General features: G+C 68.2%; 12 protein-coding genes. 7 read left to right on the top strand and 5 right to left on the bottom strand.

Annotated features, from left to right (window positions below):
* Positions 1-272 precede the first annotated feature (272 nt).
* The 3 genes from KTR9_RS18460 to KTR9_RS18450 all read left to right on the top strand — a co-directional run bounded on the left by KTR9_RS18460 (position 273) and on the right by KTR9_RS18450 (position 2668).
* Positions 273-725, top strand: coding sequence for a GNAT family N-acetyltransferase (locus tag KTR9_RS18460; protein WP_014927637.1), 453 nt, complete (start codon positions 273-275; stop codon positions 723-725).
* 22 nt (positions 726-747) lie between these two features.
* A complete protein-coding gene (locus tag KTR9_RS18455; RefSeq protein ID WP_010843407.1) occupies positions 748-1296 on the top strand; it encodes a putative immunity protein in 549 nt (182 codons plus the stop codon).
* 394 nt (positions 1297-1690) lie between these two features.
* Entirely contained in the window at positions 1691-2668 is a 978-nt protein-coding gene (locus tag KTR9_RS18450) for an arabinofuranosidase (protein ID WP_238553938.1), read from the top strand.
* Positions 2669-2763: 95 nt separating this feature from the next.
* Here the strand turns inward: KTR9_RS18450 and KTR9_RS18445 are convergent, their stop codons facing one another.
* Positions 2764-3735 carry an isopenicillin N synthase family dioxygenase gene (locus KTR9_RS18445; RefSeq protein WP_014927635.1) on the bottom strand — a complete coding sequence of 324 codons (972 nt, stop codon included), beginning with the start codon at positions 3733-3735 and terminating at the stop codon, positions 2764-2766.
* Positions 3732-4232 (bottom strand): nucleoside deaminase, encoded by a 501-nt coding sequence (locus KTR9_RS18440; RefSeq protein ID WP_238553937.1) that lies wholly within the window; start codon positions 4230-4232, stop codon positions 3732-3734. The genes KTR9_RS18445 and KTR9_RS18440 overlap by 4 nt, the downstream gene beginning before the upstream one ends.
* A gap of 89 nt (positions 4233-4321) precedes the next feature.
* Here KTR9_RS18440 and KTR9_RS18435 point away from each other — a divergent pair, with 89 nt between their 5' ends.
* Positions 4322-5902: a PucR family transcriptional regulator gene (locus KTR9_RS18435; protein ID WP_049942629.1), complete on the top strand. Its 1581-nt coding sequence runs from the start codon at positions 4322-4324 to the stop codon at positions 5900-5902.
* Here the strand turns inward: KTR9_RS18435 and cynS are convergent.
* On the bottom strand, positions 5890-6342 hold the full coding sequence (gene cynS, locus KTR9_RS18430; RefSeq protein ID WP_044508091.1) for a cyanase: 453 nt from the start codon (positions 6340-6342) through the stop codon (positions 5890-5892). The genes KTR9_RS18435 and cynS overlap by 13 nt on opposite strands.
* Before the next feature lie 255 nt (positions 6343-6597).
* Here cynS and KTR9_RS18425 point away from each other — a divergent pair, with 255 nt between their 5' ends.
* Positions 6598-7464, top strand: coding sequence for a formate/nitrite transporter family protein (locus KTR9_RS18425; protein WP_014927631.1), 867 nt, complete (start codon positions 6598-6600; stop codon positions 7462-7464).
* Between the two features lie 27 nt (positions 7465-7491).
* Here the strand turns inward: KTR9_RS18425 and KTR9_RS18420 are convergent, their stop codons facing one another.
* Positions 7492-9504 carry a DUF2339 domain-containing protein gene (locus KTR9_RS18420; protein WP_014927630.1) on the bottom strand — a complete coding sequence of 671 codons (2013 nt, stop codon included), beginning with the start codon at positions 9502-9504 and terminating at the stop codon, positions 7492-7494.
* Positions 9505-9662: 158 nt separating this feature from the next.
* Here KTR9_RS18420 and KTR9_RS18415 point away from each other — a divergent pair, with 158 nt between their 5' ends.
* Together KTR9_RS18415 and KTR9_RS18410 are read left to right on the top strand one after the other, a co-directional pair.
* A complete protein-coding gene (locus tag KTR9_RS18415) occupies positions 9663-10172 on the top strand; it encodes a carboxymuconolactone decarboxylase family protein (protein ID WP_014927629.1) in 510 nt (169 codons plus the stop codon).
* A gap of 84 nt (positions 10173-10256) precedes the next feature.
* Positions 10257-11504, top strand: coding sequence for an MFS transporter (locus KTR9_RS18410; protein ID WP_044507039.1), 1248 nt, complete (start codon positions 10257-10259; stop codon positions 11502-11504).
* A 29-nt stretch (positions 11505-11533) separates the two neighbouring features.
* On the opposite strand, the gene KTR9_RS18405 is transcribed toward KTR9_RS18410, so the two are convergent.
* Positions 11534-12139 (bottom strand): TetR/AcrR family transcriptional regulator, encoded by a 606-nt coding sequence (locus KTR9_RS18405; RefSeq protein ID WP_014927627.1) that lies wholly within the window; start codon positions 12137-12139, stop codon positions 11534-11536.
* Positions 12140-12251 lie beyond the last annotated feature (112 nt).

Genomic DNA, 12251 nt, shown 5'->3' with positions numbered 1-12251 from the left:
TCAGGTGTTTCTGACCTGCGCACAGCGGATCTCCCGCGGGGCCGCGAGAAAATCGTTGTCGACCGAATGTGATTACGCGGTAGTGTGGCCCGCCGACCACCCGACACCCGACGCAAACCTTCGAGGGCAGTGACATTTCCATCGACCATGCGACCATCGCGGATCTCGACGATGCCGCCGGCACTCTCGCCGCCGCTTTCGACGCCTATCCCTGGACCAGATGGTCCATTCCCGAGGACCGTTATCATGAACGGCTGCAACGACTTCAACGGATGTATCTGGGATATGCCCTCGACCACGGCGTCGTGTTGGTCACCACGGATCGGTGCGGCGTGATCGCTCTGCTGCCCCCGGATGTGCCGGCGCCGGACGAGCAGTTCCAGGCAGAAGTGGCCGACCTGCACGGCGACCGGTTGGCCGCGGTCACCGGGGCTGAGACACCCGCGCCTCCGGCGGGCGCATGGCACCTGGTGACACTCGGTGTCCGACCGGGCAGCCAGGGCAAGGGTCTGGGGAGCTCGCTGGTCCGCGCCGGGCTGGCCGTGCTCGACGACAAGACTCCTCCGGGTGCACTGGTCGCGCTCGAGACCTCCGACGATCGCAATGTGATGATCTACGAACGCGTCGGGTTCGTCGTCACCGCAACGACTCCGGTCGACACGGGTCTCGTCGTACATTCGATGCTCCGCGACCCGGGTGCCGACGGGTTGTCCACGACCGGGTGAGGACGCTGCTAGCGTTCGGCCGATGGCAGACTTCGAGTTGACCGACGACGACCTGCGCGTCGTCGTGCGTTATGCAACGGAGTGGGCTGCAGAAGTACTGCCGGTCTTCGAGCGAGCGCTGCCCGGTGATGAGCGGCCGCGCGCAGCCATCGAGGCGGCGCGGGAATTCGTCGGCGGTGCACAGAGATCCGCGCTGCAGCGGACTACGGCGTTTGCGGCGCACCGGGCTGCGAAGGATGCGCCGTCGGAAGTCGCGCGACTGGCCGCACAAGCCGCCGGCGACGCTGCGGCGGCCGCCTATCTGCATCCGATCGCGAAAGCGCACCAGGTCGGGCACATCTTGCGGGCGCCGACGAACCGGGCGCTCATCGCCGAACTCGAGAGTGGCAACGACCCCGGTGTAGGCGACGAAGCGATCGAGGCCGTGTGTAGACGGACGCCGCCCGAACTCGTCGACGTGTTGTGCCGATACCCGGAACCGCGCGGTGGGGCGTCGCGATCCACGCATCTGATGGCCGATCTCGACAGGCGATTGCGGGCGTCGAGGCGACGGACCGACTTGGACGCCTGACTGAGACGACCGGCCGTTCGGTATCGCTCAATTACACTGCGCGGGAACGGGTTTGTGGCTCATTTGCCTGACAAACGACACTCGGCCGTGGGAGTGTGTGATCTGGTCGGTGAGCAGTCCGGTTCACCGGCAGTCGAAGTTGACTCATGTCGAAAGGTGTTCAGTGTCCTCGTCTGATATCGGTCTCACCGTCCTGTTCGCGTTCATCGGTCCGCTCCTGGCGCTGTACGCCAACGGCAGCTAGAGACGCCGGGGTCTCCAGCGGACTCCGTGATCCTCGCCGGCCGCACGGACTCGCACTGGTGGTCCGTGCGGCTGGCGGCACGGCGGACGCTTATCGACCTTCCGGGCGAAAGTTGCACATCGCGTGCCGATCGTCGTCGATACTGCACCGGTGACTCTTTCCAGACGAACCGTCCTCTCCGCCGTGACCGTGGTGTTGTTGTCGGTGGCCGGACTGCTCGTCCCGACACCGGCGGGCAGCGACGCCGCCCCTTCGGGCTGGCGTTACACGATGGTGGCGTTCAGCAATTCGAGTGCGCGCGACATGGATGTGTACGAGTCCACCGACGGCCTCGAGTACCGCATGGTGCGCAAGTCCGCCTATCGGCCGCCGACGGGGTACGTCCGAGACGCGAGCATCTTCCGGCACACCGACGGCTGGTACTACGTGACGTATACGACCGCCGACGGGGCCAGCATCGGTTTCGCGCGCAGCCGCGACCGCGTGAACTGGAGCTTCCTGTACAACTGGCCGGTGCCGCTGTGCTGCGCGTTCCTTCCGGGCACGGGTGACGGCCGGGGTCTCGGCTCGTCGAGCGGGCCCGGCTCGTCCGGGTCGGCGGGTTCGAGCGACGGTCCCTCGTTGTCGCCCTTCACGACCAAGGCCTGGGCTCCCGAGTGGTTCGTCGAGGGTGGCCGGGTCAGCGTGATCCTGTCGATGTCCACCGGGGGTGGCTTCGTCCCCTATGTGATGACGGCGCTCGATCCCGGGTTGCGTATCTGGAGCCCGCCCGTCCCGTTGTTGAGCATCGGTGCGGATCACATCGACACCACGGTCATCAAGGTCGGCCCGACCTACCACGCGTTCACCAAGAACGAGACGAAGAAGTTCATCCAGCACGGGGTCGCGACGTCGTTGCTGGGGCCCTACCGCTTCGTGCCGCCGGGCAACTGGGGTCTCCTCGTCGAAGGGCCGGCGGTCGTCCAGCTTCCGAACGGTGCCTGGCGCATGTACCTCGACGCCTACCGGAACGGGCGATATCTGTACTCCGACAGCACCGATGGAATGCGCACCTGGACGCCGGTGAGGCAGATCCCCGGCATCTCCGGGACGGTCCGTCACGTCGGGGTGATGCGCGAGCGGGCCTGACCGGGAGAACGCGCTCGCAACCGGGCACACGCTGCCCCGTGCGCGGCGGTCGATTTCCGGTCGGAACCAGGCCCGAACCCCGCTGGGATCAGGGATCAGCCGACGGTGATCGCGTCCAGGCGCTGCCTGATGAAGTCCCCCGAGACCACCGGCTCGAGTCCGGCGCGGCGCCCGACAGGCGGGGCGAGGGGAGAGACGAGCGCGTCGTGGTCGAGCTCGTAGAAGAAGATCAGCGAGACGAGGTCCTCGGCCGGTGCGTCGGATTGCGGTGGGAGGACGCGGTGCCGACCCGCGGGCCAGCGTCCGGCCGACCAGTATTCGAGGATGTCGCCGATGTTGACGGTCAGGGCCTCGGGGTTCCACGGCGCGTCGGCCCAGCCGGACTGCTCGCTGTAGACCTGTAACCCACCGGCGCCCGGCTCACGGTCGAGAATGGTGACGGTGCCGAAGTCGGTGTGCGGTCCGATGCGGAACTGGCCGGGTTCAGGATGTCCGACGTCGTGCAGCGGCGGGTAGTGGTTGATGTTGGACGACCACGTCGGGTTCGACGCGAGGTTCCGGAACGGGTTGTCCGCACCGGCGAGGCCGAGCGCGGCGGCCATCAGCCCGAGCAGGTCATCGGACAGCTTCCTCATCTGAGAAGTCCACGCGGTGAACAGTTCCCGGAGTTCGGGTGTCTCGTCCGGCCACACGTCCGGAGCGAACCAGTAATCGTCGATCTCGGATGTGCCCACCGGTGTCTGCGCGCCGGAGGTGAATGATTCCTTGAGATCCGGCGGAGTCTCGGTGCCCTCGGAGAAGCCGTTGGCCTCCTTGCCCGGCCCGATCCAGCCGCGACCGCCGACGCCGACGGAGTACTTGGTCTTCACGTCGGTGGGGAGAGCGAAGAAGCGTCGGGCCGCCGCGCGAAGGGACCGCGGCAACTCGGGATCGAGCCCGTGCCCGGTGACGAGGAGGAACCCGGCGCGCTGCAGTGACTCGTCGACGGCGGCGCACACCCGTTGTGCGGCAGCTCCTCCGGAGTGCCACTCGCTGAGGTCGACGGTGAGGACGGGGCTGTCGGTCATGCCTTCCGCTCCGTCGCATCGGCGGGAGCGATCCCGATGTCCTCGTTCCACACCGCGGGATTCGCCGCGATGTACGACGACATCATCGTCGTGCATCGCTCGTCGTCGAGCACGATGACCTCCGTCCCGTGATCGCGCAGCCAGTCCTCGCCGCCGTAGAAGGAGGTGTGCTCGCCGATGACCACCGTGCCGATGCCGAACTGACGGATGAGACCCGAGCAGTACCAGCACGGCGACAGAGTTGTCACCATGATCGTCGAGGCGTAGTCCTGCTGCCGCCCTGCGGCGCGGAACGCATCCGTCTCACCGTGTGCCGACGGGTCGTCGGCCTGCACGCGCCGATTGTGGCCCGCGCCGAGCACGGTGCCGTCCGCGGCGAAGAGGGCCGCGCCGATCGGGATGCCGCCCTCGGCGAGGCCCTGACGTGCCTGCTGGTAGGCGACATCGAGCATCCCGGAGAGGTCGAGACCGGCGCGGTCGGGGAGCGAGAGCGTCATGCAGTCGAGAGTGCCGTGCGGCATCGGCAGCCGCAACTGACAGATCGTCGCCCTGCAGAGGACGTGGCCAGTGCATAGTGTCTCGGTTCATGACATCCGGCCGACACTCGACGAACACCGTCACGCCGACGCTGCGAGAGATCCTCGACAACGAGCTGGCCGCGGCCGAGCCTCGGATTCTCAGCGGCCACGAGCACCTCGACGCGCCGGTGCGGTGGGTGCACTCGAGCGAGATCTACGAGATCGGACCGCTGCTCACCGGTGGCGAGCTGTTGCTGACGACGGGACTCGGGTTGCGTGGGCTGGACGCGGGAACCCGCAAACACTACGTCCAGGACCTCGCGCAGCGTGGCGTCGCGGCGGTGGCGATCGAGGTGGGCCGCACGTTCGAGAGCGTGCCCGAGGAGATGGTGAGGGCCGGCTCGGTGGCCCGGCTGCCGATCATCGAGTTGCGGGCAGTGGTCCCGTTCATCGATGTGTGCCGCGCGGTCAACACCTCGATCGCCGCGCGTGAGGTCGACGAACTGCGTCTTCGCTCCACGCTCGTCGACGCCCTACACGACGACCTGGCGGCGGGTGCCGGCGTCGCACCCATGCTCGGTCATCTCTCCGAGATCCTCGGTGCCCCGGTCGTTCTCGTGTCCACCTCCGACGCGCTGCTGTCCGCACACGGCGTCGACGACGACTCAGCGGCGTGGCGGATCGTCGACCGGGCCGTGGCCGAGGCCGTGGTCCTCAGCAAGGGGCGTCCGATGGCGCGGCTGGTCGTGGGCGAGCGTGCCGACGCCGGCCCGAATCCGTTCGCCGAGAGCCTGCTGCGCGCGGCTGCCGGTCCCGTGGCGGTCGGCCTGACCCGTACCGGTGTCCGCGGATCGGCCCTGGCCGCGCGGCTCGTCGAAGATCTCGTCGACGGCAGGCCCATGCGGCCCGCGGACCTGCGGACACGTTTGGCCGGCGCGGGGGTGTCCGTGGCGGGACCCACCGTGGTGGTGCCCCTGGCAGCCGAAGCTCCCGACCCGCGGATGGCCGACGCCGCGGTCGCCGGGGCCGCGCTGGATTCGGTGGCGCGCAGCATCGTCGACGCCACGGTGTACGCATTGGTCGCGGTGCCGGCCGGTGGCGGCCAGGGCACTCCCGATCCGGTCGACCGAGTGGTGTCGTCACTGGTACCACGGGGCAACCGGCTGCCAGGCGCCACCGTCGTGGTCGGAACTCCCTGCCGCCTGGACGATCTCGGGCCGGGCACGGATACGGCGGCCGTCCTCTCCGAATCGCTGCGCCGGTGCGGGCGACAACTCGGGCTCGCGGCGTCGACCGCTGCTCGCCTCGGGACGGATCGCCGGGTGTTCACCTCTCGCGAACTGCTCGCCGACGATGCCGTCCGTATGCTCGACCCCGCGGTCCGCGCAGAGCTCCGGTCACTGGTGGAACCGCTGGTGTCCAACGATGAACGCTCGTCGTCCGACCTCGTCCGGACGCTGGCGGTGCATCTGTCGAACGGGTGCAGCGCGACTCGGTCGGCCGCGGCGCTGCACATCGGCAGGCAGAGTCTCTACCAGCGCATCGAGCGTATCCGCACGGTTCTGGGTTTCGACCCCACCGAACCGGCCGTGTACGCCTCGATGATGCTCGCGCTGCGATCGCTGACGGGTGACATTCACCAGTTGTAGTCGAGGAACTTGCCGTCGAAGGTCACGATCACCCGGTCGCCGTTCGGGTCCGGCCGGCGTTCGAAACCGATCTTGAAGTTGATCGCGCTCATGATGCCGTCACCGAATTCCTCGTGGATGAGTTCTTTGAGCGCGGGCCCGTAGACGGCGATCGCCTCGTGGAAGCGGTAGATGGTGGGATCGCTCGCCACGGCCTCGTCGGCCACACGTGTGGGCTGCTGACGCAGGCTCTCCGCGACACCTTCGCCGAGACCCAGCAATTCCACGACGGCGGTGGCTTTCGCGGCCGGGACCGGGTGTTTGCCCAACAACGCCGCGACGGTCCAGACCAGGGGGGCGTCGATCTTCTCGGCGATCGTCGCCCAGGTGAGTCCCTGGCGTATCCGTGCGGCGTTGATCAGCTCTGCGGCATCGGCTTTCGGCATGATCGGGGTGGTCATCGTCATCTCCATCGATAGTGTTGGACCACATCCACATTGCCCATCGGCGCGCGCGGTGCCAAGTCGACGCAGCAACATTCGGCAGTGTTCACACGAACGACATGTGGTTCGGCGCGGCCGGCGTCATCTGAATTTCACACCGCGACGTGGCGGGAGTGAGGTCGGTGTAACAGGGCGACTCGTCGATGACACCGGACGGTCATGTGACCTCGGTTCCATGGGGCCCGACAAACTGAGGAATTCGAGGAGAACCACATGTCCTATGTGAAACCGTCCGAATTCGCGGTGAAGATGGTCGACGCCGGCGAGTCGAAGGCGTTCATGTCCACCCGCGACACGCTGATCAGAGCATTCATGGCCGGCGCGATCCTGGCTCTGGCCGCGGCGTTCGCGGTGACGGTCACGGTGCGAACCGGTGAGCCGCTGCTGGGGGCAGTGCTGTTCCCGGTCGGGTTCATCCTGCTCTACCTGATGGGATTCGACCTGCTCACGGGCGTGTTCACGCTGGTGCCGCTGGCATTGCTCGACAGACGTCGAGGTGTGACCGTCCGGTCGATGCTGCGCAACTGGGGCCTGGTGTTCGTCGGGAACTTCCTCGGCGCCATCCTGGTCGCGGTGATGATGGCGGTCATCCTCACCTACGGGTTCAGCGTCGCACCCGACGAAGTGGGGCAGCAGCTCGGCGAGATCGGGCACAGCCGCACCGTCGGGTACGCCGAGCACGGGGCGGCCGGCATGCTGACGCTGTTCATCCGCGGTGTGCTGTGCAACTGGATGGTGTCCACCGGCGTCGTCGCCGCCATGATGTCGACGTCGCTGCCCGGCAAGGTCATCGGTATGTGGATGCCGATCATGCTGTTCTTCTACATGGGCTTCGAGCACTCGATCGTCAACATGTTCCTCTTCCCGTCGGGTCTGATGATGGGTGGCGACTTCTCCATCGCCGACTATCTCGTGTGGAACGAGATCCCCACGGTGATCGGCAATCTCGTCGGCGGACTCACCTTCGTCGGGCTGACGCTGTACCTGACGCATGTCCGGACCGCCCCGGATCGTCGACCTCCCGCCCACGATGCGACGACCGAGGTCGACGTGGCCGCGCCGGTTCGTACGACCACCTAGTCCGTCATCGACAGGGTCAGGCGGCTGTCACGAATCCGGCTCCGAAGGATTCTCCTGCAGGGCGCGTGCGTACCAGGCGCCCAGTCCGAGGAGGATGAGTCCGGTCACGATGAACACGATGACGCGGAAGATGCCGTCGAGGGTGGCCAGGTCGAACAGGAACAGCTTGGCGATCGCCGCGGCGACGAGGACCAGGCCTCCGGTGACCGCGGCGGTGCGTGCCGCGCCGCTGCGACGTCGGGCATATGCGAGCGCCGCGCCGGCGAGCACCATCCAGCAGGTGGTCGCCAGAACATGTCCGGCCAGGAACCCGTCTGGCCCACCGATGAGGACACCTGCGGTCACACTGATCACGGTGAGCGCATAGACGACGACCATCCCGGCGGCGATGTGGGCTGCGCGAGAAAGCGCCTCGTCGGTGAGGCGCACCCAGCCCGCAGCCAGGACGAGCGCTCCAGCAGCCGCGAACAGGCTCGCGACAACGATCTCCAGGTTCGCATCGCGTCCGATCAGGTCGGCGTCGGCGAGCACGTACGGAGGCGCTGCGTGGAGCAGGGCCGCGAAACCGATCGCCCAGATGACCGAGCTGCCGGCGAGAAGCACACGCGAGGTCGTCGACCACGTCCGTGCCACGAGACCGGTCACCGTGGCCAGTCCCAGCAGTACGGCGACCGCCACCGTGCCGTCGAAGGTCTCGAGGACCGCGACGAACAGCAGGAGAAGGGCAGTGGCGGACCAGGTCTGGGCGACGGTGTCGGGCACGAACCGGGCGCGGGTGCCCGAGAGTGCCGAACCGATCAGCACAGTGCCGATGAGCGCGAGGGCGATGGAGGCCTGGAGGATGACCGCGCCCGGCAGATGCATCGCCGACCCGGCGAACAGTGCCGGGATGGTGGTCGCACTCGCCAGGCCCGCCATCGCTTCGGGAAACGCCGTGGTGGGCATGGCCAGCAGGGCGCCGCCGACTGCCAGCACGACGACCACGACGACAGCTGTCGCGAAGACCGGGTCGGAGCCCCCGGGCGCACCCCATCCGACGAGGCCGGAGAGGCCGACCAGGGTGAGCGGGATCGTCGGGGCGGCCAGCCGCACCGCGTGCAACCAGATCCAGTCGCGACCGAGCTGGACCCACGCCGACGCGGCGCAGAGCACCACCATGAACGCGATCAGGGTCGTGTCCAGTCCACCGGTGAGGACCGGTGCCAGGACGATCAGTGGCACCACGACCAACAGGCCCAGGTGTTCGCTGCGCCACCGGTGGGCCAGCACGAGACCACCCGCCGCGACGAGGCCGGCGACGCCGAGGCCCGGGACGATCGGTAGCCACTCGTAGATCTTCGTCGCGGCGAGGACATCGAGGTAGCCGGTTGCGATTCCCGTGGCGGTCAGGGCAATGGCACCGATTCGACCGTCGGTGCGGCCGCGCAGCCACATTCCGCCGGCGACGAGTGCGGCGGCGAGCACCGCGCCGCCGGCGACGCGGAATTCCGGACGGAGGATTCCGGCCTGCGCGGCCAGGACGAGGAGCAGTGCGACACCGATGAGCGTCACGCCGACGCCGGCGGTGGCGAGGATCTTGCCGATCAATCCGCGTTCGGCGGCCGCGCCGATACGGTCGGACATCGACGGTGCGGGTGGTCGAGGCGGCGGGCCGGCCGACGGTCCGGGCGGTCGGTACGACGGCATGGTCGTCGGACGAGGCATCTGCGGTGACACCGCGGCCGCCGCCGGATTCGGGGGAGCGGCCGGGGGCCGATGGGGTGGTGAGAACGGTGGCACCGGCGGGGCCCACGCCGTCACCGTCGGCGGAGTGAAGCCGGGAGGCGGTGTCTGGATCTGCGTCGGTGTCCGGGGCGCGGGTTGCGGGGCGGTGCCCGTCTCGCGGGCGGGTTCGAGCGGCTCGGCGACGATGCGCCGTAGCTCTGCGAATTCGGCTGACACGGTGGACATCTGGCGCGCGATGGCGTCGAACTCGGTCGAGATCCGCGCGAGCGTGGCAGTACCCGGATCGCCGCCGAACATGCTGCTGGGAGAGGTCATGCTCCGACGATGACCGACCGCGTCCCGGCGCGGGTGAGTAGTCCTACCCAGACGGCGTGGGGACTTCGTGTGGTCAGACGGGTGGGTGCTGTTCCCGGACGTCCTCGGCTGACGCAGCGGTTCGTGGGCCGGCGACCGCGGGCGGTTACTGTTGGGCCATGCCTGCGCAACGGGTGCGAATAGACAAGACCACACCGCAGGTCTATCGAAAGCTGATCGCGGTGTCGGCCGAGGTCGCCGCGGCCGCCGAAGCGATCGGATTGAGCCGCTCGCTCGTCGAGCTGGTGAACCTGCGGTGCTCCCAACTCAACGGCTGCGCCTACTGCATGGATCTGCATGCGCAACTGGGCCGTTCCGCAGGTCTGTCGACGCAGCAGATCGACGTCATCGCGGGGTGGCGCGACGCGCCGGACCTGTTCGACGATGTCGAACAGGCCGCCCTGGAGATCGCCGAACTGGTCACCGAGCTGCCCGCGCACGACGCCGCCGACCTGGCCTACGACCGGGCCACAGACATCCTCGACACCGAACAGACCTCGGTGCTGATCTGGGCGGCGGTGACCATCAACGCGTTCAACCGCATGTCCATCGTGAGCGGTTATCGGCCCAGACCCGGACGGTCTCCGCGCAAGGCGGCGGCACCGTTCGCGAAAGACGCGAACGGCTAGCCGGCCGCCCGCACACGAACACGTCTGCGCCGACCCGCCGACGCCGCGTGGGGCATGATGTCACCCATGTCGAGTCCGCGGTCCATGTCGACCCCGCGCTCCGGTCGGCTCGCTGTCGGCACCCTCGTGTTGCTCACAGTCCTCTACTTCGCACAGGGTCTGCCCTATGGGTTCTTCAGCCAGGCGATACCCGTCATCCTCCGCGAGGAGGGTTACTCGCTCACCCAGATCAGCGTCTACGGACTGCTGTTCGCGCCCTGGGGCCTGAAGTTCCTGTGGGCGCCCTACGTCGACGCCTACGGAACCCGGCGCAGATGGCTGCTGACCCTGCAGTTGTCGTCGGCAGTCGTCGCGCTGGTGCTGGCGTGCCTCGACCTGTCCGGGACCCTGGTGTGGTTGCTGGTGGGCATCGCGGTCATCAACCTGCTCTCGGCGACGCAGGACATCGCGACCGACGGCCTCGCCGTGTCGATGCTCGAGCCGCGTCAGCGTGGTCTGGGCAACGGAATCCAGGTGGGCGCCTACCGGATCGGCATGATCGCCGGGGGCGGCGGCCTGCTCTGGCTGTTCTCACTCGCCGGGTGGCGTGCCCTCTTCGTCGTGATGTCGGTGCTGCTGTTCGCGGTCACCGTCGGGGTGTGGTTTCTCGCGCGTGAACCCGGGCCGCGAGCCGGCGATGTGCCGTCGGCGTCGACTTCGGTGTCGCCGCGTTTGTTGCTGACGGGGTGGTGGTCGCGGCTCCGACGCCCGGGCGTGATCGGTTTCATCCTCGTCGTCGGCGCGTTCAAATTCGGCAACTCGATGGCGTCGGCACTGGTCGGGCCGTTCATGTCCGACATCGGACTCACGCTGGGACAGATCGCACTCGTCGAAGGTGCGCTGTCGTCGGCCGGGGCCCTCGGCGGGGCAGCCCTCGGCGGGTGGCTCGCCTACACCTACGGCCGGCGGCACGCGCTGCTCGTCGGCGGTGTCACCCAGACGCTCAGTCTCGGTCTGTATCTGGTGGCGTCGATGGGGGTCGGCGGCTTCTGGCTCGTGGTCACCGCCAGTCTCGCCGAGCACATCCTGGGTGGGGCGGCGACTGTCGCGGTCTTCACACTGATGATGGACGCGTGCCAGAAGGGTTACGAGGGCAGCGACTACACCCTGTTCGCCTGCGCCGTGGTCGGCGTACAAGGCGCTGCCGGGTTCGCCGCGGGGATCATCGGTGACCTGTTCGGGTTCCCGGCGGTCTTCGCGACCGGGCTCGTGCTGTCCGGTCTCGGGTGCCTCATCATGATCCGCGCCCTCGACCGCGGTCTCATGAAACGCCTAGAACCCGCGATTCGGTAGCGGGAATGCGCTTTTGGCGCGCGTTGTCGCTACGGAATCCGGGTGGGCAGCAGGGTGGCCATCGCCTCGTCGACGACGCGGTCCAGATCGTCGCCCAGGCTCCCGGCCAAGAACTGCTGCACCAGTTCGGCCATCGCGCCGGTGAAGATCGCGGCTCGGACCCGACTGGTGAGCGGGTCGGCGTCCCGGGCGTCGGCCTCGGCGAACGCCATGTCGCGGAGCATCGCCTGGGTGACGGCACGCCGTTGGGCAAGAACAGGATTGGTGACCCCGGCGGTGAACAACACGCGGCCGCGACGCGGATCCGAGGAGGCATGGCCCAGCACCGCACGGATTCCCGCGCGCGTGCGCGACCGGACCGAGGGATCCGCCTCGCCCATCGCCGCGGCGACCACCGTGCCGAGTTCCGCGGCGGTGGCGTCGTACACGGCGCCCAGCAGCTCGTCGGTGCCGGTGAAGCTCTCATAGAAGTACCGGGTGTTGAAGCCGCAGTGGCGACACACCGAGCGGACCGACAGTTCGGACTCGGCGCCGCCGCCCCCGAAGATGTCGAAGGCGGCCGCGATCAGGTCGGACCTACGCTCTGCGCGCCGGTCCGCGAGCGGCACGCCAGCCCAGCGGGTCGGTAGGGACATCGTCTCACCATAGTCGGCGGTGACCCGGCCGGGCCAGATCTGGTCACACCCGTAGCCAAAGAGTTAGTCTGGACACGACCGTCTCCAAAGGTCGCCCCGAGCGGAAGGTCTC

This window comes from Gordonia sp. KTR9 (genome assembly GCF_000143885.2).
In the GTDB taxonomy this organism is placed as follows: Bacteria; Actinomycetota; Actinomycetes; order Mycobacteriales; family Mycobacteriaceae; genus Gordonia.
This window is presented reverse-complemented; position numbering and strand designations above follow the sequence as displayed.

What these genes read in the sequence shown, in the direction of transcription:
- KTR9_RS18460 (WP_014927637.1), top strand. Translation starts at nt 273, where the DNA reads ATGTATCTGGGATATGCCCTCGACCACGGCGTCGTGTTGGTCACCACG.
- KTR9_RS18455 (WP_010843407.1), top strand. Translation starts at nt 748, where the DNA reads ATGGCAGACTTCGAGTTGACCGACGACGACCTGCGCGTCGTCGTGCGT.
- KTR9_RS18445 (WP_014927635.1), bottom strand. Translation starts at nt 3,735, where the DNA reads ATGACCGACAGCCCCGTCCTCACCGTCGACCTCAGCGAGTGGCACTCC.
- KTR9_RS18440 (WP_238553937.1), bottom strand. Translation starts at nt 4,232, where the DNA reads ATGACGCTCTCGCTCCCCGACCGCGCCGGTCTCGACCTCTCCGGGATG.
- KTR9_RS18435 (WP_049942629.1), top strand. Translation starts at nt 4,322, where the DNA reads ATGACATCCGGCCGACACTCGACGAACACCGTCACGCCGACGCTGCGA.
- cynS (WP_044508091.1), bottom strand. Translation starts at nt 6,342, where the DNA reads ATGACCACCCCGATCATGCCGAAAGCCGATGCCGCAGAGCTGATCAAC.
- KTR9_RS18425 (WP_014927631.1), top strand. Translation starts at nt 6,598, where the DNA reads ATGTCCTATGTGAAACCGTCCGAATTCGCGGTGAAGATGGTCGACGCC.
- KTR9_RS18420 (WP_014927630.1), bottom strand. Translation starts at nt 9,504, where the DNA reads ATGACCTCTCCCAGCAGCATGTTCGGCGGCGATCCGGGTACTGCCACG.
- KTR9_RS18415 (WP_014927629.1), top strand. Translation starts at nt 9,663, where the DNA reads ATGCCTGCGCAACGGGTGCGAATAGACAAGACCACACCGCAGGTCTAT.
- KTR9_RS18410 (WP_044507039.1), top strand. Translation starts at nt 10,257, where the DNA reads ATGTCGACCCCGCGCTCCGGTCGGCTCGCTGTCGGCACCCTCGTGTTG.
- KTR9_RS18405 (WP_014927627.1), bottom strand. Translation starts at nt 12,139, where the DNA reads ATGTCCCTACCGACCCGCTGGGCTGGCGTGCCGCTCGCGGACCGGCGC.